At 63.3% G+C, this 17783-nt stretch carries 17 protein-coding genes and 1 tRNA gene; 11 read left to right on the top strand and 7 right to left on the bottom strand.

What is annotated here, in order from left to right:
• Positions 1-83: 83 nt before the first annotated feature.
• Both AC1RT2_RS08620 and AC1RT2_RS08615 read right to left on the bottom strand, forming a co-directional pair.
• The gene (locus AC1RT2_RS08620; RefSeq protein WP_493101102.1) at positions 84-722 is read right to left on the bottom strand and encodes a hypothetical protein; all 639 of its coding nucleotides are present in this window, start codon (positions 720-722) and stop codon (positions 84-86) included.
• A 108-nt stretch (positions 723-830) separates the two neighbouring features.
• Positions 831-904: transfer RNA gene (locus AC1RT2_RS08615), tRNA-Gln, on the bottom strand.
• 237 nt (positions 905-1141) lie between these two features.
• Here AC1RT2_RS08615 and AC1RT2_RS08610 point away from each other — a divergent pair.
• Genes AC1RT2_RS08610 through AC1RT2_RS08600 form a run of 3 tightly spaced genes read left to right on the top strand, consistent with a single transcriptional unit; the run spans position 1142 to position 3779 of the window.
• A complete protein-coding gene (locus AC1RT2_RS08610) occupies positions 1142-2668 on the top strand; it encodes a Ppx/GppA phosphatase family protein (protein WP_493101100.1) in 1527 nt (508 codons plus the stop codon).
• Positions 2665-3396 (top strand): RlmE family RNA methyltransferase, encoded by a 732-nt coding sequence (locus AC1RT2_RS08605; protein ID WP_493101098.1) that lies wholly within the window; start codon positions 2665-2667, stop codon positions 3394-3396. Before AC1RT2_RS08610 ends, AC1RT2_RS08605 begins: the two co-directional genes overlap by 4 nt.
• On the top strand, positions 3396-3779 hold the full coding sequence (locus tag AC1RT2_RS08600) for a VOC family protein (protein WP_493101096.1): 384 nt from the start codon (positions 3396-3398) through the stop codon (positions 3777-3779). Before AC1RT2_RS08605 ends, AC1RT2_RS08600 begins: the two co-directional genes overlap by 1 nt.
• A 6-nt stretch (positions 3780-3785) precedes the next feature.
• On the opposite strand, the gene AC1RT2_RS08595 is transcribed toward AC1RT2_RS08600, so the two are convergent.
• Positions 3786-5195: a DHA2 family efflux MFS transporter permease subunit gene (locus AC1RT2_RS08595; RefSeq protein WP_493101094.1), complete on the bottom strand. Its 1410-nt coding sequence runs from the start codon at positions 5193-5195 to the stop codon at positions 3786-3788.
• A 275-nt stretch (positions 5196-5470) separates the two neighbouring features.
• On the opposite strand from AC1RT2_RS08595, the gene AC1RT2_RS08590 reads away from it, so the two are divergent.
• From AC1RT2_RS08590 to AC1RT2_RS08565, 6 genes are all read left to right on the top strand, one after another.
• Complete coding sequence (locus tag AC1RT2_RS08590; protein WP_493101092.1) at positions 5471-6466, top strand: MBL fold metallo-hydrolase; 996 nt, start codon at positions 5471-5473, stop codon at positions 6464-6466.
• 181 nt (positions 6467-6647) lie between these two features.
• Entirely contained in the window at positions 6648-8144 is a 1497-nt protein-coding gene (gene guaB, locus AC1RT2_RS08585; RefSeq protein ID WP_069059722.1) for an IMP dehydrogenase, read from the top strand.
• 147 nt (positions 8145-8291) lie between these two features.
• Positions 8292-8651, top strand: coding sequence for a hypothetical protein (locus AC1RT2_RS08580; RefSeq protein WP_150129935.1), 360 nt, complete (start codon positions 8292-8294; stop codon positions 8649-8651).
• A 95-nt stretch (positions 8652-8746) separates the two neighbouring features.
• A complete protein-coding gene (locus tag AC1RT2_RS08575) occupies positions 8747-9166 on the top strand; it encodes an MAPEG family protein (RefSeq protein ID WP_069059720.1) in 420 nt (139 codons plus the stop codon).
• A gap of 82 nt (positions 9167-9248) precedes the next feature.
• The gene (locus AC1RT2_RS08570) at positions 9249-10124 is read left to right on the top strand and encodes a dienelactone hydrolase family protein (protein WP_493101089.1); all 876 of its coding nucleotides are present in this window, start codon (positions 9249-9251) and stop codon (positions 10122-10124) included.
• A gap of 176 nt (positions 10125-10300) precedes the next feature.
• Positions 10301-10657: a hypothetical protein gene (locus AC1RT2_RS08565; protein WP_493101087.1), complete on the top strand. Its 357-nt coding sequence runs from the start codon at positions 10301-10303 to the stop codon at positions 10655-10657.
• 60 nt (positions 10658-10717) lie between these two features.
• Here AC1RT2_RS08565 and AC1RT2_RS08560 read toward each other — a convergent pair whose 3' ends face one another.
• The gene (locus AC1RT2_RS08560; RefSeq protein ID WP_493101085.1) at positions 10718-11290 is read right to left on the bottom strand and encodes a GNAT family N-acetyltransferase; all 573 of its coding nucleotides are present in this window, start codon (positions 11288-11290) and stop codon (positions 10718-10720) included.
• Positions 11284-12237 carry a LysR substrate-binding domain-containing protein gene (locus AC1RT2_RS08555; RefSeq protein ID WP_069061497.1) on the bottom strand — a complete coding sequence of 318 codons (954 nt, stop codon included), beginning with the start codon at positions 12235-12237 and terminating at the stop codon, positions 11284-11286. The genes AC1RT2_RS08560 and AC1RT2_RS08555 overlap by 7 nt, the downstream gene beginning before the upstream one ends.
• A 274-nt stretch (positions 12238-12511) precedes the next feature.
• Here AC1RT2_RS08555 and AC1RT2_RS08550 point away from each other — a divergent pair, with 274 nt between their 5' ends.
• Together AC1RT2_RS08550 and AC1RT2_RS08545 are read left to right on the top strand one after the other, a co-directional pair.
• Positions 12512-12808: a DUF1127 domain-containing protein gene (locus AC1RT2_RS08550; protein WP_493101083.1), complete on the top strand. Its 297-nt coding sequence runs from the start codon at positions 12512-12514 to the stop codon at positions 12806-12808.
• A 320-nt stretch (positions 12809-13128) separates the two neighbouring features.
• Positions 13129-15378, top strand: coding sequence for a methyl-accepting chemotaxis protein (locus tag AC1RT2_RS08545; protein WP_493101081.1), 2250 nt, complete (start codon positions 13129-13131; stop codon positions 15376-15378).
• A gap of 3 nt (positions 15379-15381) precedes the next feature.
• Here AC1RT2_RS08545 and AC1RT2_RS08540 read toward each other — a convergent pair whose 3' ends face one another.
• Positions 15382-16224, bottom strand: coding sequence for a DUF937 domain-containing protein (locus tag AC1RT2_RS08540; protein WP_493101079.1), 843 nt, complete (start codon positions 16222-16224; stop codon positions 15382-15384).
• Positions 16225-16311: 87 nt separating this feature from the next.
• Positions 16312-17685: a glutamate--cysteine ligase gene (locus AC1RT2_RS08535; protein WP_493101077.1), complete on the bottom strand. Its 1374-nt coding sequence runs from the start codon at positions 17683-17685 to the stop codon at positions 16312-16314.
• Positions 17686-17783 lie beyond the last annotated feature (98 nt).

Here is a 17783-nt window from a genome sequence, read left to right as displayed (position 1 = left end):
CGTGCAAAGTGCCAGCCGAGCAAACGGCTGACAAGAGGGGCAAACAGGCCATACCCTACAAAGCGACGTGCGGCTTACCGCACCTATTCGGCTGGCCCCTCGACGATACGCGGTCCGCCGCCCGATCGGCTGTAGTAACCAGGGTTATTTACATCGACGAGCGCCCAATCCGTGGGGTTTTTGGCTCCCGGCGAGCGCTTCAGAACGGTGAAGTGTTCCCGCTGATCGTCCATCGAAAGCCTGATCCAGCAGGACTGGAGCCCGTCCGGTGGCGAACCGGGCGACATCAGCAGGGTTTTCACCGTCAGATCGCAATCCTTGAGGAGGCTCTTCTGCAGCCTGTCCAGGCGGCCGAACTTGCTCTCGTATTGTGATTCGCTCCAGCGCCCCGTCGCTTTCGCTTCGATGAGGATCAATGTCTTGTCATACGCAATGACGAAGTCGAAATCCTCTTGCGATCCGGTCAGGAGATCGGCGCGATAGGGGCCGGACAGCAGCGCAGGCCCCAGATAGGATTGCAGTGCGCCAAACAACCAGTCGATGTGATAGTCGATCGCCCACCATGCATCAGGCGGAACGTTGAGGCCGGCTTCTTTCCTGAGCAGATCCAGGAAAGACCTCGCGAGCGGGATCGGCTCTTTCGGATCGCCGAGCACATTTCGGATGAGCCAGTAGCGTTCCTTGCGATTGAATTTCGCCAAACACTCCGCCAGATTCGCCATGCCGCCCTAGATTTCCCAGTGATCTTCATCACTGTGAGAGCCTCAAACGCCAATTGCAATGCGCCGCAAATCGTCTTCGGTGTGATGGGGGAGTACTTGGGAAAAGATTGGCTGGGGAACCTGGATTCGAACCAAGATTAACGGAGTCAGAGTCCGTCGTTCTACCGTTGAACTATTCCCCAGCATAACGGTCCCGGCTTGGCCGGCGTCTGTGAGGCGGGCTTATAAACAAACGGCGGCGAGATGCAAATGGTTTTTTCGAGAAAATTGCCTCGGCCTTTTGCGGGCCCGGCTGTCGCCGCCGCGTCACAAAAAGAATTTGGCGAACGGGCCGGGCGCTGGTAATGTCGCGCCAACGAAGATCGAGAGAGCGCCTGCTTGCAGCTTCACAGCTTTGCGCGGCGCCATAGGCAAGTAACGTGAACGACCCCGACAGCGGCGAAAAGCCGCCCGTTTCCGGGGCGCGAGATGCGGACAATGGCGCGCGACCGAAGCGGTCGCGCCGCCGCAAGGGAAAGCAGAAGGGCGCAAGCTCCTCTGTCGCTTCCCCGTCCGCAGGCCAGGCGGCCGGTTTATCCGCTGTCGCCGAGCGCCCCAAAGCCGACGTGAGCGGCAACAATGCGCGCCGGAACAAGCGTCGCAAACACGGAAAGAGCGCCGTGAGCGGAAACGTGCGACCGCTCACGCCCGTTGGCCAGCGGGAAGCCTCGCAGCAAGACCAGCACCAGGCGGATGGCCGCAAGGCGGCCCGGCGCAAGCAGCGTGGACGGAAATCCACGCCGCCAGCCGCAGCCGATGCCCTGGTCGTTTCGCCGGCGATCGAGCCCGTCGTCGAACGGCGCCCCACATCCCAGGAACCCCGGCGGGATGCCCCGCACCATTTTGCGGAGCGCGACGTCTATGACGCGCCGCTCTATGCGGCGCTCGATCTCGGCACCAACAATTGCCGGCTGCTGATTGCCCAGCCGACACGGCCCGGACAGTTTCGCGTCGTCGATGCCTTTTCGCGCATCGTGCGCTTGGGCGAGGGGCTCGCAGCCAGTGGCCGGCTGTCCGAAGAGGCGATGGATCGCTCCGTCGAGGCGCTGAAGATCTGCGCGACCAAACTCAGGAACCGCAACATCCGCCGCGCGCGCCTCATCGCCACGGAAGCCTGCCGCGCGGCGACGAACGGCGAAGCCTTCCTTGAGCGCGTGCAGGAAGAGACCGGGCTCGACCTCGAAATCATCAACCGCGAGACCGAGGCGCGCCTGGCCGTTTCCGGTTGCTCCTCGCTCGTCGGGCGGGAAGCCAAGTCGGTCGTGCTGTTCGATATCGGCGGCGGCTCTTCGGAAATCGCGGTCATCCGCATCGGCGACAACCGCTCCAGCCGGCTTGCCAACCACATCACGCACTGGACATCGCTGCCGGTCGGCGTCGTTACGCTGTCCGAACGCCATGGCGGGCGCGATGTGACGCCGGAAGGCTTTTCCAACATGGTCTCCGAAGTCGAAGGCATGCTGGCGGGCTTCGATTGCCCGGGCGAGGGAATCCACGCACCGGAGGATTTCCACCTCATCGGCACCTCCGGCACCGTCACGACGCTTGCCGGCGTGCATCTTGACCTGCCGCGCTACGATCGCCGCCGGGTGGATGGCGTCTGGCTGTCGGACGACGAGGTTTCGGCCATGCAGGCGCGGCTTCTCTCCTGGGATTTTTCCGCCCGTGCGGCCAATCCCTGCATCGGGCCGGACCGCGCGGATCTCGTCCTGGCCGGTTGCGCCATTCTGGAGGCGATCCGCAAACGCTGGCCGTCGCGCCGCATGCGCGTCGCCGACCGCGGCTTGCGCGAAGGCCTGCTCACCGACATGATGGCTGATGACGGCGTCTGGCGCCGCGGCCGCCACCGTCGCAACCATCGCGGCGGCCCCCGCAATCCGGCAAAGCCCGAAGGACAGGCATCATGAGCAAGCCCCCCGTCGCCGGCAACCGCACTGGCCGCAAACTCGGCCAGAAGGTCAAGAAGGGCAAGCTGAAGGCGTCCTCGCGCCGCTGGCTCGAACGCCACATCAACGATCCCTACGTGCAGCGCGCCAAGCTCGAGGGTTACCGCGCGCGCGCGGCCTTCAAGCTGCTGGAGATCGACGAGAAGCACAACATTCTTGCCGGCGCCCGCCGCATCATCGACCTGGGTGCTGCCCCCGGTAGCTGGTCGCAGATCGCCGCCAAGGTGACCGATTCGACGGATGCCGACCCGCGTGTTGCGGCGATCGACTTCCTGGAGATGGACCCGCTGGCAGGTGTGCGCGTCCTCCAGATGGACTTTCTGGATGACGATGCCCCGGCAAAGCTCATCGAAGCCGTCGGCGGCACGCCGGATCTCGTGGTGTCCGACATGGCCGCGCCGACCACCGGCCACCGCCAGACGGACCACATACGCACCATGCATCTGTGCGAGGTTGCCGCGCATTTCGCCGTGGAGGTGCTGGCCGAGGGCGGGCATTTCCTGGCAAAGACCTTCCAGGGCGGTACGGAGCGTGATCTCCTCAACATGCTCAAGCAGAATTTCAGGCAGGTCATCCATGTGAAACCCGGTGCCTCGCGCGCCGAATCGGTGGAAATGTTCCTGCTCGCCAAGGGCTTTAAAGGCCGCAAGGCGAGGGACGAGGCGGCGGACACGGAAGAGGACGCCTGATGCTTCTCTACACCACTGTCGGCACCAACGACCTCGCTCGCGCCGGCCGCTTCTACGATGCCGTGCTGCCATTCCTCGGCTATATCAGGCAGAAGGAGGTGCCGGGCGAGATCGGCTATGGGGCGGATGACGATGTGCGCTGCCGCTTCTGGGTGGTCGAGCCCTTCAACCGCGAGCCCGCGACGTTCGGCAATGGCGTGACGATTGCCCTCGTCGCGCCCACCCGCGCCGCCGTCGACGCCTTCCATGCCGCAGCGCTGGCGCAGGGTGGCACGGACGAAGGTGCGCCGGGTCTGCGCCCGTTCCACGCAAGCTTCTACGCCGCCTTTGTTCGTGATCACGACGGCAACAAGATCGCCGCCGTCTGCGAAAAGCCGGAATAGCTCTTCCTACTTCACCGCGGCCGTTTCTCCTTCCGGTGCCACCAGACGGTGGCCGGAGACGGCGGCGCCGGCGTTCTTTGCCATGGTGATGAACGGGATGACGGCAGTGATGGTGATGGCCGAAATCACCATGAAGGCGATCTGGAAATCACGCAGTTCGAGCGGCGATCCGGTGAGCGACGTCTCGATTTCGAGGATCGTGCCGGCGACCGCGACGCCCATGGCGAGGCTCATCTGCTGAAGCACGGCGGTCATCGAGGTCGCCTTGCTGGCGTCCTCGTCGGAAATGTCGGCAAAGGAAAGCGCGTTCACGCTGGTGAAGAAGAACGACCGCGCAAGGCCCGCGACCAGCAGCACCAGCGCCATAAACCAGAAGGGCGTGGCCGGCGTGAAAAAGCCGTTCACGAAGGTCAGCACCGTGCCGCAGATGGCAGCAACGATCAGCGTCGTGCGGAAGCCGGCGAAGGTCAGCACACGCTTGGCGATGAATTTTGTGGTGATGGCGCCGATCGCGCCGGTGAAGGTGACGAGGCCGGACTGGAAGGGCGACAGGCCGAAGCCGACCTGCAGCATCAGCGGCATCAGAAAGGGCACTGCGCCAACCGAGATGCGAAACAGCGTGCCGCCGATAGCGGCGGCGCGGAACGCGCTGTCGCGGAAGAGTTTTAGGTCGAGCAGCGGCGTCGGGTGGCGGCGCGCGTGGCGCACATAGAGCACACCGCAGGCGAGCCCGATGACGGTCGCGGCGATGCCGATGATCGGCGGCAGGGCGGGAAGGCTGATCACCGAGAGGCCGAACATTGTGCCGGAGGCGGCGACAGCGCTCAGGAAGAAGCCGGTCCAGTCGAGTGGCGGCGGGGCAGCGGCGCGGATTTCCGGCAGGTAGATGCCGGAAAGGATGTAGCCGATGATGCCGACCGGCACGTTGATCAGAAAGATCCAGTGCCAGGAGAAATAGGTGGTGATGAAGCCGCCGAGCGGTGGGCCGGCAAGCGGGCCGACGAGGGCCGGAATGGTCAGCAACGCCATGGCGGAGACCAGCTCGGAGCGCGACGTGCTGCGCACCAGCACGAGGCGGGCGACGGGCGTCATCATCGCCCCACCCATGCCCTGCAGGAAGCGCGAGACGACGAAGGCAACGAGGCTGTCGGCCACGGCGCAGAGGATCGAGCCGGCGACGAAGACGAGGATGGCAAGCCGGAAGATGCGTTTCGCCCCGAAGCGGTCCGCCATCCAGCCGCTGAGCGGAATGAAGGTCGCGAGCGACACCATGTAGGAGGTGAGCGCCAGCTTCAGTGTGATCGGTCCCACGCCGAGATCGGCGGCAATCGCCGGCAGCGACGTAGCGATGACGGTGGAATCCATCTGCTCCATGAAGAGCGCGACGGCGAGGATGAGGGGAACGATTCGGTTCATCAGGCAATCGGGGTCGGAGGTCCTGGAGCAGTTCCAGCAAAAGTGTGCAACGGTTTTGCGTCCGGAACTGCGAAACAAAAGATAGCGCGCGGGCCCGCCCGTCTTCTGCGCCCCTCGTTGCGATCTGTCAAATCGTGAGGATTTGCCTCAAGCATCACAAGCCCGTGATGCGGCGTGCCCGGATCGTGACAGCGCCCTAGATTCCCGCGTGTCATCTTCATGCCGACGCCGGCCTCTAGAACGGCGGTGCAGCTTTCACAAAAAGGGATATACCCATGGGAGACCATTCGACAATCTCGCGCAGATCCTTGTTTCTGGCCGCGGGTGTGAGCACATTGGCCGCGCCGCTGGTTTTGAACCGCGCGGCCGTTTTCGCCCAATCCGAGAGTGACGCCACCGACATGCGCGTAAGCCCCCTCGAGACCCGCAGCTTCAAGCTCGGCAGTTTTCGCATCCTGACGGTGCGCGACGGCATACGCCCCTCCGGCGCCCCGAACGAGACCTATGGCCTCAATCAGTCGGCCGACGCGGTTGGCGCGCTGCTTACCGAGAATTTTCTGCCTGCCGACACCTTGGTCAACAGCTTCACGCCGACGCTGGTCGACACCGGCTCGGAGGTCGTGCTGTTTGATACGGGCATGGGCGAGGGTGGTCGCGATGCGGGCATGGGGCGCCTCACCGAAGGGCTGAAATATGCCGGCTACACCCCGGACCAGATTTCCATCGTCGTCATCACCCACATGCATGGCGATCATATCGGCGGGCTGATGGAGGGTGGCAAACCGGCCTTCCCGAATGCGCGCTATGTTACCGGCCGCACGGAATATGATTTCTGGGTCAACCCGGAGCGCATGGGCACGCCGGCCGAGCAGGGCCATCAGGGTGTGCTGGCCAAGGTGCAGCCGCTCGCCGAAAAGCTGACCTTCATCGAGAACGAGGGCCAGGTCGTGCCCGGCATCATCGGTCTCGATGCCTTCGGTCACTCGCCCGGCCACATGATCTTCCGTGTCGAATCGGAAGGCAAGGCGATCATCCTCACGGCGGATACGGCAAACCACTATGTGCTGTCGCTTCAGCGGCCGGACTGGGAGGTGCGTTTCGACATGGACAAGGCGCAGGCCGCGGTCACGCGCAAGAAGGTGTTCGACATGATCGCGACCGACAAGCTCGCCTTCATCGGCTACCACATGCCGTTCCCCGCCGCCGGTTTCGTCGAAAAGGGCGGCGAGGGCTACCGCTTCGTGCCGGTGAGCTACCAGTTCGATATTTGACGCACCGGCCTGTGCGTGAGCAAAGCCCGGAACCGCTTCCGGGCTTTTTGCTATTTCCAATCCGTCATGAACGTGTTACCAGCCCTCGCCAACTTCCAAGAATTTCTTGCAAGCGACCGAGGTGGACATCTCCCAATGTTCCCCTTGGTGCGTAAGCTTTACCCTAAAAGGAACTTGGCCTATGGCGCGCATCATTGAAACCGCAACCGGTCTCGAAGCCCTGACTTTCGACGACGTTCTCCTGCAGCCCGGTCACTCCGAGGTCATGCCGGGCCAGACGAACATCGCCACCCGCATCGCGCACGACTTCGAACTCAACCTGCCGATCATCTCTTCCGCCATGGATACCGTGACGGAAAGCCGTCTCGCCATCGCCATGGCGCAGGCCGGTGGCCTCGGCGTCATCCACCGCAACCTGACGCCGGCCGAACAGGCCGAAGAAGTCCGCCAGGTGAAGAAATTCGAAAGCGGCATGGTCGTCAATCCGGTCACGATCAGCCCGGACGCCACGCTTGCCGACGCGCTGTCGCTGATGAAGATGCACGGTATTTCCGGTATCCCGGTCGTGGAAAACGGCGGCAATGCCAAGGCCGGCCGCCTCGTCGGCATTCTCACGAACCGCGACGTACGCTTCGCTTCGGATCCGACGCAGAAGATCTACGAACTGATGACCCGTGAGAACCTGATCACGGTGAAGGAAAGCGTCGACCAGCAGGAAGCCAAGCGCCTGCTGCACACGCACCGCATCGAGAAGCTGCTGGTCGTCGACGGTGACGGTCGTTGCGTCGGCCTCATCACGGTCAAGGACATGGAGAAGTCGCAGCTGAACCCCAACGCCTCGAAAGACGCGCAGGGCCGGCTTCGGGCCGCCGCCGCGATTTCCGTCGGCGACGATGGCTTCGAGCGTGCCGAACGGCTCATCGATGCCGGCATCGACCTGATCGTCGTCGATACCGCGCACGGCCATTCGCAGCGCGTCCTCGATGCCGTTGCCCGCGTGAAGAAACTGTCGAACTCGGTGCGCATCATGGCCGGCAACGTCGCCACCTCCGATGGCACCAAAGCGCTGATCGATGCCGGCGCGGACGCCGTCAAGGTCGGCATCGGCCCGGGCTCGATCTGCACCACCCGCATCGTCGCCGGCGTCGGCGTGCCGCAGCTTGCAGCCATCATGGCATCCGTCGAAGCCGCCCACGCCGCCGACATCCCGGTCATCGCCGATGGCGGCATCAAGTTCTCCGGCGACCTGGCCAAGGCCATCGCCGCCGGCGCCTCAGCCGTCATGGTCGGCTCGCTGCTTGCCGGTACGGATGAAAGCCCGGGCGAAGTCTTCCTCTACCAGGGCCGCTCCTTCAAGGCCTATCGCGGCATGGGCTCGGTCGGTGCCATGGCGCGTGGTTCCGCCGATCGCTACTTCCAGGCGGAAGTGCGCGACACGCTGAAGCTGGTGCCGGAAGGCATCGAGGGCCAGGTTCCTTACAAGGGCCCGGTCTCGGGCGTGCTGCACCAGCTCGCCGGGGGCTTGAAGGCTTCCATGGGCTATGTCGGCGGCAAGGATCTCAAGGAGTATCAGGAGCGCGCGACCTTCGTGCGTATCTCCGGTGCCGGCCTGCGCGAAAGCCACGCGCACGACGTCACGATCACCCGCGAAAGCCCGAATTATCCGGGCGCCGTCTGATCGTTTGGCGCTTGTCGATATGCCTTCGAATGCCCGGCTTTGCCGGGCATTTTCGTCTTCCGGGCCGCTCGATTCCTGTTCCGTTTTTCTACGTATGCGCTAGGATCGGAACACCGGCAATCTCGCCGGTTTCATCTGGGGGACATCATGAAAAAGATACTGGCTGGCGCCCTTCTGGGCCTGGGGCTGGTCGTGCCTGCGCAGGCACAAACGGTCAACGCCGGAACCTACACCGTCGAAGGCACGAACCTTGATGGCTCGGCCTATACCGGTACGGCGACGATCGCTCTGACGAGTGAGACCACCTGCTCGATCGAGTGGACCACCAACGGCACCACCTCGAACGGCATTTGCATGCTCTACGAAGACGCCTTCGCGGCGGGCTACGTGCTGCAGGATGCCGTTGGCCTCATCGTTTACAAGGTGAAGGGCGATGGCGTGCTCGAAGGCGCCTGGACGATCAGCGGCAAGGACGGCTCGGGTACCGAGACCCTGACAGCGCAGTAACAGCCTATCCTTCGGCCTGTCGTGACGGTCTTTCGGGTTGAGGCTTCCACTGGAAACCCCTAAACCGGTTCGAAACGACAAGCCGAAGGATTACCATGTCTCCCACGGAAGCCACGATCTGGCCGATGATCGCGCATGTCGCGCTCGTCTTCTGCCTCTATTTGCTGCTCTCGTTCCGCCGCGTCGGCGCGGTCAAGAACGGAAGCGCACGCGTCGAGCAATTCCGCGAAAACCGTGAGGAGCCGACCGAAAGCCTCGTGGTCAAGAACTGCCTCGCCAACCAGTTCGAACTGCCGGTGCTGTTTTACGCCGTGAGCATTCTGCTTTACCTCGTCGATGCTGACAATCCGGTGACCGTCGCCGGTGGCTGGCTGTTCGTCGCGCTGCGCTATGCGCATGCCTATGTGCATGTCACCAGCAACCGCATCCGCTATCGCCGTCCGCTGTTCATCGCGGGTCTTGCGGTGGTCGGCCTGCTGTGGATCTGGCTCGGCGTCTGGCTCGCCTTCACCTGAGCACGCAGTAACGCAGTTGTGTTCCGCGCTCGCAATCGGGCGGCCTATCTTATCCTCCGGCTAGAAACCCGGAGGATCCGCCATGGACAAGCCGCAGATCACGCAGGCGATGATCAACGCCTATGACGAGTATACCCATCTGACGCTCGACCGCCGCCGCTTCATGGAACGCCTGACGGCGCTTGCGGGCTCGGGCGCTGCCGCAGCCGTCATTGCCCCGCTCTTGGCGGCGAATTCGGCGAACGCCGAAATGATCGTCTCGAATGACGCCCGTGTCGTTGCGAGGGATGTCGTCTATGGCGGCAGTTCCGGCGAGATGAAGGGCTATCTGGTACGCCCGAAGGACGCGGCCGGCCCGCTCGGCAGCGTCATCGTCATCCACGAGAACCGTGGCCTCAACCCGCATATCCGCGATGTGGCGCGCCGCATGGCGCTCGAAGGTTTTATCGCGCTCGCACCCGATTTCCTGTCACCTGCGGGCGGCACGCCTGAAAATGAGGACCAGGCGCGTGAGATGATCGGCAAGCTCGATCCTGCGGTGACAGTGGCGAACGCAGAGGCGAGCCTGAAATTCCTGACCGAGCTCGACGGCGCGAGCGGCAAGGTCGGCGCTATCGGCTTCTGCTGGGGCGGCGGCCTCGTCAATCGCTTCGCCACCAAATCGCCGGAGCTGAAGGCTGGTGTCGCCTATTATGGTGCGCAACCGCCGGCGGAAGACGTGCCGGCGATCAAGGCGGCGATGATGATGCATTACGGTGGGCTTGACGAACGCATCAATGCCGGCATCGACGCCTATCGCAAGGCGCTGGAAGCGGCGGGCAAGACCTTCGAGATCCACGTCTATGACGGCGTCAACCACGCCTTCAACAACGATACGTCGGCCGCCCGCTACGACAAGGCCGCAGCTGACCTCGCCTGGCAGCGCACGGTGGACTTTTTGAGGGCGAATCTCGTTTAGCGAGTGCACACCCGAATAAAGCAAATGACTGAGCCGTTTGAGAAAACGGGGCCGGGCTCCGGGTGAGTCCGGCCCCGTTTCTTAAGGGGCAACAAAACCATTGCGAGCATGCGGCCAAGCAAAATATTGCGGCATCAGGCGAGCGATTTTATCACTGTTCAAACAGGATCATTTCCGTGAAGTCTATCGCCATCAAATCGATCGCTGCCTTTGCCGCCGCGACGCTGCTTCTTTCTGCCCCGGCCGTTTCCGCCGCCGGCATGAAGTTCGATATCAAGAACGATTCCGGCTACATCATCGACGGCTTCTACACCGGTGAGGGCGGCGAATGGAGCTCCAACTGGATGAACTTCAAGCTGGATGGCGGCGAGACCGCCAACATGGAGTTCAACTACGAGGGTGGATGCGATATCGAGTTTTACGTCACCTGGGAGGCCGAAGACGGCTCCAGCATCAAGGGCGACGAGACGACGATCAATATCTGCGAAGCCAACACCATCTATTTCGACGGCAAGCAGGCGACATACGACTGATCGCACGCGTTTTCTGAAAGGAAGGCCCTGGCGTGGCAGCACGCCGGGGCTTTTCTGTCTCTAGCCGTCGACCGCCAGACGCATGGCGCAACGGGTGTCGCGCGCCAGCCCGTGCTCGGCTTCGAGATCGAGCACCTCCGCGAGACGTGGCGACAGCTCGGCCTCGTCCAGCGTGCGAAAACCGAGCCGCTCGTAATAGGGGCAATTCCACGGGATGGTGCGGAACGTGGTGAGCGTCACGGCATCGAGGCCGTGCGCTGCGGCGTGATCGATGGCGTGCTGGATCAACTGGCGCCCGATGCCGAAGCCCTGGTGCAGGTGGTCGACGGAAAGCTCCCAGATGTGCAGGTCGCGCCCGACGACCTCCGCGCTCAGGAAGCCGACGGGATCATCGTCCGCGCCAACCGCTGCCCAGTTTGTTCCCTGTGCGAGGAGTTCGTGATGCCGCTCGGCGTCTTGCACGTCGCCGACGGCAAGCCAGGACAATGCCTCGATCAGTCGGAAGGACTGCGCGGCCGAGCGCTCGATCTGGCGGAGCGTCTCGACCTCGTCTTCGCGGGCAAGGCGGATCCTCACAGTGGACGGCCCGGCCTTGCGCGCGGGAATGCCGTCGAGGGGAAGCTGCGTTACCATCCGGGCAGAATATTGCTCTGCCGCAGCCGCTGGATGCGTGGGAAGACCTTCACTTCGGTCTCGGTCAGGTCATCGTTCGCCGTCAGCGGCGTGATGTTGTCGAGGCAGGCCGTGATATGGCTGGTAATGGCATTGGAGAGCGACGGAGACAGGCCCGGCCGCCGCATGATGCCGATCTGCACGGGGGCGAGAGGCGGGAAGCCATCGGCCTGGGTCAGCACCTTCATGCCGGGGCGCAGGGCCGATTCCGGCAAGACCGAGACGGCCATGCCCGCCATCACGGCGGCGGCGACGACGGTGGACGACCAGCTGGTGAACAACACCTGATAATCGCGCCCCACGGAATCGAGTGCCGCACAGGCAATCTGCCGCCACTGGCAATCCCGCCGGCCGACAGCGAGCGGCACCGGCGCATTTTCCGGCAGGGGATGGTTGGCCGACATGACCCAGCAGAGCGGTTCCGTCCGCACGACATCGGACTGGCGCTGGCGTGGATTGTGGGTGACGAGCGCGATGTCGAGTTCGCCCTTGCCCATCTTTTCCGCGAGGTCCACCGATGGTTCGCAGACGATGTAGAGTTCGACATTCGGATGCGTCTTGGCAAACCGCATGATGATTTCCGGCATGTAGCGGTCGGCATAGTCATCCGGCGTGCCGATCCGCAGCGTGCCCTCGAGACGGTTGTCGTCGAAGGCGGCGATGGCCTCGTTGTTGAGGCGCATCATGCGGCGGGCATAATTGAGCAGGCGCTCGCCCTCGGCGGTCAGCCGGTTGCCGCGGCCGTCCTTCATGAAGAGCTGCTTGCCGATACGTTCCTCGAGGCGGCGCATCTGCATTGAAACGGCCGACTGGGTCTTGAAGACCCGCTCGGCGGCTCGCGTGAAGCTTCCGGTATCGGCAATCGCAACGAAGGTCTGAAGCTGGTCTATGTCTAACGGAGCGGACATAACGGCACCCATAAGATTGTTTGATTGATACTATTAGAAACATTCGTTGGACTGATCAATTAGATTCTGCGAAAAAGCAATTGTTGAACGATTGATCCGTCCGCCGGTCGATCGTTCGACAGGATCTGCCGCTTCGCCTCGACCTCCCGGCACGGCTCTTCCCAAGACTTGACCTGTAAACCGTCACCCGTCCCTGCGGGTGGCGAACGATCACGGGTGTCGAGCGAAACCCCATCGAGGACGATGGATCGCCGCGCCGGAAAGGAGAAATGCCATGCGCATGATCGACCGTAGACTGGAAATCGATATCCTCGCAACGCGCCGTCCGGCCCCGAGCCTCTTCGACCGTGTTCGCAACGCCACCTACAGATTTGCGCGCGTTTGGCAGAATCGCCGCCTGATCAACCGGTTGAGCGAACTCGACGATCATCAGCTCCTCGACATGGGGCTGTGCCGGAGTGACGTTCGGGAGGTCATGACCTCCTCGTTCTTCTCCGATGCCGGCCTGCACCTGACGATTGCGGCACGCGAACGCGCCCGCCGTCATCTGCGCGGCGGCCGCTCGGATTGATTTTTCATGGTGCCGGCCTACCTCCTTGGTCGACACCAGACTTCCCCGCAGGGTGAGAGCCAATAACCCTGCTGCTTGCCCGACGTGCGACTCCCAAGGTCCGCGTCGGGCTTTTTCAACAAAAATCCTACGACATAAGCTTTACCTTAGGTAAACCACCCTCAGCTACCGTTCCCTGGCAGCCGCGGATTTTTCCGCGGGCATGACGCTGTCTGCTCTCCGGATGAGCCGGAATCGCTCTCATTGTGTGTCGCAAGTCCGAACGCAAAACCGTGTTCCGCACGTTTGCCGGAGTTGCCTGAGCCATCGGACGGATTGTCATGCGGATTTCCCGGAAATTGCCCCTTGCTGCCGCTGTGCTCACGCTTCTTTCCATCGGTGCCGCCAGCGCCGTGTCGCTGATCGTTAGCGCCGATACGGTCACCGAACAGGTGATGCAGAAGCTGGAGGCGACCGCCGACGGACGACGCAACGAGGCCCGCACCTATCTGGAGGGGATGAAGCTCGATCTGCTCAGCCTTTCCACGGCCATGCCGACGACACAGGCCTTCTACGGCTTTGCCGGCGCCTGGGGCGCACTCGGCAAAGAACCGGCGAAAGAGCTGCACGAGCGCTACATCACGAACAACCCGAACCCGCCGGCGACACGTTTCCTGCTCGACACCGCGAAGAAGGACAATTTCGACCGCGCCCACAAGCAGTACCACGTGACCTTCCGCAAACATCTGGAATCGCAGGGTTACGCCGATCTCTACATGATCGACCCCAAGGGCAACGTGCTCTACTCGGTCGCCAAGGCCGAGGACTTCGGCACCAATCTGCTTGATGGCACCTACAAGGACAGCGGTCTGACGGCTGCCTTCAAGGGCGCGCTGGCACTCAAGGAGCCCGGCGGAATCGTCTTTTCCGATTTCTCCGCCTATGCCGCGCTCGGCGGCACGCCGGCGGCGTTCATTGCTGCCCCCATCACCATGAACGGCCGCACGCTCGGCATCATGGCGATCCGCGTGCCGAACGCCAAGATCGACACCATTTTCGGCAACAGCAAGGGCCTCGGCGAGACCGGCGAAACGGTTCTGGTGCGCGCCGATGGCACGGTTCTCACCGATTCCGCCCGCACGCCGGAGCCGGATGCACTGAAGACGCAGCTCGACATAACGGGCCTGCCGGTCGGCAGCGAGACCCACGGCACGATCGCGGATGCCGCAGGCGCGGAACTCTACGCCGCCGCATCACCGCTCTCCTTCGGCGGCACGGACTGGTCGGTCATCGCGAAAATCACCAAGGCCGAGGCGACGGCCGGCCTGATGCGCGGCACGCTGATCGTGCTTGGCCTCACGGCGGCGATCATCGGCCTGGCAATCCTTGCCGCAACCATCTTCTCCCGCGCGCTGACCCGACCCATCCACCAGCTCGTTAAGGCGATGACCGAGCTTGCCGCCGGCAATACAGAAATCGTCCTGCCGAAGCAAAACCGCGCCGACGAGATCGGCGACATGGTGCGCTCCGTCGCCGTCTTCCGCGCCGCAGCCCTTGATAAGGATGCGCTGGAGCGCTCCAGCGCGGAAAGCCGCGAGTTCACGGCGCGCGAGCAGCAGGCGCAGGAACAGGCGAAGGCCGAGCAGCAGCGGCAGGTGCAGCAGGCGGTCGAAACGCTTGGCGCAGCCCTTGAACGGCTGTCCGCCGGTGATCTGTCGACGGTCATCGACCATGAATTCTCGGATGGGCTTGACGAGTTGCGCGTGGATTTCAACACCTCCGTGCGCCGTCTCGCTGAAACCATCGCCGCCGTGTCGTCCAACGCCCGTTCGATCGACGGCAAGGTCACCCATGTCGATGCCGCCGCTCGCGACATGGCCGAGCGCACGGAAAGCCAGGTCGCCGCGCTGGAGCGTATCACGGAGGCCGTCGGCCAGATGATGGAGGCGATCCGCAGTTCCACGGCGCGCGCCGGTGAGGCGTCGCATATGGCAACGGAGGCCAAGAGCAGCACGGATCTGTCGAGCGCCGTCGTCTCGGATGCAGTCTCCGCCATGGAGCGCATCGAAGGGGCTTCCCGTGAAATCTCCAGCATCATCAATGTCATCGACCAGATCGCCTTCCAGACGAACCTGCTGGCGCTGAATGCCGGCGTGGAAGCGGCCCGGGCAGGGGATGCCGGCAAGGGCTTTGCGGTTGTGGCACAGGAAGTGCGCGAACTGGCGCAGCGCTCCGCCAACGCCGCCAAGGACATCAAGGCGTTGATCACCAAGTCGGGTGTCGAGGTCGCGAACGGCGTAGATCTCGTGCAGCAGACGGGTGCGGCGCTTTCCGGCATCGCCGAACAGGTCACCCGCATCAACGACCATATCCACTCGATCGCCGCTGCCGCCAACCAGCAATCCTCAAGCCTCGGAGATATCAGCCGTTCGATGAACGCGATGGAGCAGGTGACGGCACAGAACCGCCAAGCGGTTTCGCAGACGGCCGCCGGCATGTCCGGCCTTGCCGGCGATACACGCTCGCTTGCGGCGATCGTCGAGCGCTTCAATGTGCCGAGGGAAGTGGCGCAGGATCGGGCTGCCGCCTGATCCTCAGCCCTTCTTGCCGCCGTCCGGTTCCGTGCTGCTGCGCATCGTCTCGAAGATCGATTCGATGTTGCGCTGATAGTCCTTCTGCATTTCGAGGCCGGTGTCGAACATCGTGTTGACGAGGCCTTTCAGCGAATCCGCCGGTGTGGCTTCCGGTTCGCTGGGCTTTGCGCTTGCCGCAGGCTGGCCGCCCATATTCGCCATCACGTCCTGAAAGGCTTTGGCAAAAGGATTGTCGGTGAAGGGGTTTGCCGGCGCGTCCTTCTTCTGGCCCGCGCCGAAGAACTCCTGTGCGGCCTGCGTGAAGGGATTGTCGAATGGGTTTGCCGGTTCCGGTTTCTTGGCAAGGCCGGTCGCTTGCGCCCATTGCTGCATCATGTCGGCGAAGGGATTGGCCTGCGTGCTGCCGGCGCCCGGGAAGAAGGGCGCAAAGGACTGCTTGAACAGGCCGCCCATCAGGGTGCTCGCCATGGCGGGCAGCATCTGCTTGTAGATCTCCTGGCCGATGCCTGTCATCTGCGCCGCCTGTGCGGCGATGGCGCGGGAGACGTCCTTGTTGCCGAAGAGATGGCCGAGAATGCCGTTGCCATCCGCCAGCCCCTGCGGCGTGAAGGCCTTGCTCATGTCCTCGAAATATTTGGCGTGCTCGCCTGACGTCAGCGCCTGCATGAAGGCCGCCATGTCGTAGGGATTGGCGGCATTGCGCTTGAAACCTTCGGAAAAGGCCGGCATCAGCGCGGCGACGGCCTTCGTCGCCTGTTCCTGCGCCAGTCCGAACTGACGCGCCATGGTCTCCACGGCATTGCCGTTCTGCGCCTGCATCATCATGTCGTAGAGCGAAAGCATCGTGAACCCTTCCCCGTGCAGGCACATGCATGTGCCTGCACTATAACGGGAATTTTGCCCACGCAAACCGCTTTTTCGAGGATGGGCTCAGTACTGGTAGTCGGTGAAGACCGGCTCGACCGAGCCGTTCCAACGGCCGTTATAGAGTGCCAGCATGTCTTCCGCGAGCGTCGCCTTCTTCGCCAGCACCTCGTCGAGCGGTGCAAGGAAGATGGTCTCGTCGACGCCGTCGCCATTGAGGCGGGCGCGGGCCTTAAGGCCCTGCCGGGAAATGGAGACCACTTCGCGCGCCACGTCGAGCAGTGGCTTGCCGCGGAAGTCGGCCTTGAGGCCCTGTGCCGGCACGGTATCGCGCAGTGCCGAGACTTCCTCGACCGTCCAGTCGCGCGTCAGGGCTTCGGCCGCGTCCAGCGCGCCGTCGTCATAGAGCAGGCCGACCCAGAAGGCGGGCAGCGCACAGATGCGCCGCCACGGACCGCCGTCGGCACCGCGCATTTCGAGGAAGCGCTTCAACCGCACGTCGGGGAACAGCGTGGAAAGGTGGTTCGTCCAGTCGCCGATGTTCGGCTCCCAGTCGGCAACCTCGCCCTTCAGCGCGCCGGCCATGAACTGGCGGAAGGTGACGTGCGTGCAGTCGTGGTATTTGCCGTCGCGCACGATGAAGTACATCGGCACGTCGAGCGCCCATTCGACATAGTCGATGAAGCCGAAATCCGGCTTGAATGCGAAGGGGATGAGGCCGGCGCGGTTGTTGTCGGTGTCGCGCCAGATGTCGCCGCGCCAGGAGAGCAGGCCATTCGGCTTGCCCTCGGTGAAGGGCGACGAGGCGAAGAGCGCGGTCGCCATCGACTGCAGTTTCAGCGATACCTGCATCTTGCGGCGCATGTCGACTTCGGATGAGAAATCGAGATTCACCTGGATCGTGCAGGTGCGGTACATCATGTCGAGACCCTGGCTGCCGACCTTCGGCATGTAGCGGGTCATGATGTCGTAGCGGCTTTTGGGCATGCGCGGCGTTTCGGCAAACGACCATTTCGGACTGCCGCCCATGCCGAGGAAGCGGATGCCGAGCGGTTCGGCGATCTCACGCAAGGTCGCGAGGTGCTGGTTCGATTCCTTGCAGGTCTGGTGCAGGTTTTCCAGCGGCGCGCCAGAAAGCTCGAACTGGCCACCGGGCTCCAGCGAGATCGCGCCCATGCCGGACGGTTCGGCAAGGCCGATGATATGGCCGGCATCCACGATCGGCTCCCAGCCGGTCTTGGCCTGCATGCCGTTCAACAGCGCCGAGATGCTCGCGTCGCCAAAATAGGGGACGGGACTGTTGTCGGCCGTAAAGAAGACGAATTTTTCATGCTCGGTGCCAATGCGGAACCTCTCCTTCGGCTTGTTGCCTTCGGCGAGGTATTCCGCCATGTCCGCGATGGTGCGGATCGGCGTCTGGTCGGTGGTATCACGGGCCATGGGCGTCTTCTTCTGAACGGATGGCGCCCGGCGGAACCGCAGGGCCTTGGGAAGGGTGCTTGGACCGGAATTAAATGCGGTGCAAGCGAATTCCTTTC

This window comes from Shinella sp. GW821-FHT11G07 (genome assembly GCF_058808115.1).
The sequence above is the reverse complement of the archived record's forward strand: the minus strand, read 5'-3'. Positions and strand labels throughout refer to the sequence as shown.

Bases quoted from the DNA above. Each gene is read 5' to 3' on its own strand.
- AC1RT2_RS08620 (WP_493101102.1), bottom strand. From the start codon at position 722: ATGGCGAATCTGGCGGAGTGTTTGGCGAAATTCAATCGCAAGGAACGC.
- AC1RT2_RS08605 (WP_493101098.1), top strand. From the start codon at position 2,665: ATGAGCAAGCCCCCCGTCGCCGGCAACCGCACTGGCCGCAAACTCGGC.
- AC1RT2_RS08600 (WP_493101096.1), top strand. From the start codon at position 3,396: ATGCTTCTCTACACCACTGTCGGCACCAACGACCTCGCTCGCGCCGGC.
- AC1RT2_RS08595 (WP_493101094.1), bottom strand. From the start codon at position 5,195: ATGAACCGAATCGTTCCCCTCATCCTCGCCGTCGCGCTCTTCATGGAG.
- AC1RT2_RS08590 (WP_493101092.1), top strand. From the start codon at position 5,471: ATGGGAGACCATTCGACAATCTCGCGCAGATCCTTGTTTCTGGCCGCG.
- guaB (WP_069059722.1), top strand. From the start codon at position 6,648: ATGGCGCGCATCATTGAAACCGCAACCGGTCTCGAAGCCCTGACTTTC.
- AC1RT2_RS08580 (WP_150129935.1), top strand. From the start codon at position 8,292: ATGAAAAAGATACTGGCTGGCGCCCTTCTGGGCCTGGGGCTGGTCGTG.
- AC1RT2_RS08575 (WP_069059720.1), top strand. From the start codon at position 8,747: ATGTCTCCCACGGAAGCCACGATCTGGCCGATGATCGCGCATGTCGCG.
- AC1RT2_RS08570 (WP_493101089.1), top strand. From the start codon at position 9,249: ATGGACAAGCCGCAGATCACGCAGGCGATGATCAACGCCTATGACGAG.
- AC1RT2_RS08560 (WP_493101085.1), bottom strand. From the start codon at position 11,290: ATGGTAACGCAGCTTCCCCTCGACGGCATTCCCGCGCGCAAGGCCGGG.
- AC1RT2_RS08555 (WP_069061497.1), bottom strand. From the start codon at position 12,237: ATGTCCGCTCCGTTAGACATAGACCAGCTTCAGACCTTCGTTGCGATT.
- AC1RT2_RS08550 (WP_493101083.1), top strand. From the start codon at position 12,512: ATGCGCATGATCGACCGTAGACTGGAAATCGATATCCTCGCAACGCGC.
- AC1RT2_RS08545 (WP_493101081.1), top strand. From the start codon at position 13,129: ATGCGGATTTCCCGGAAATTGCCCCTTGCTGCCGCTGTGCTCACGCTT.
- AC1RT2_RS08540 (WP_493101079.1), bottom strand. From the start codon at position 16,224: ATGCTTTCGCTCTACGACATGATGATGCAGGCGCAGAACGGCAATGCC.
- AC1RT2_RS08535 (WP_493101077.1), bottom strand. From the start codon at position 17,685: ATGGCCCGTGATACCACCGACCAGACGCCGATCCGCACCATCGCGGAC.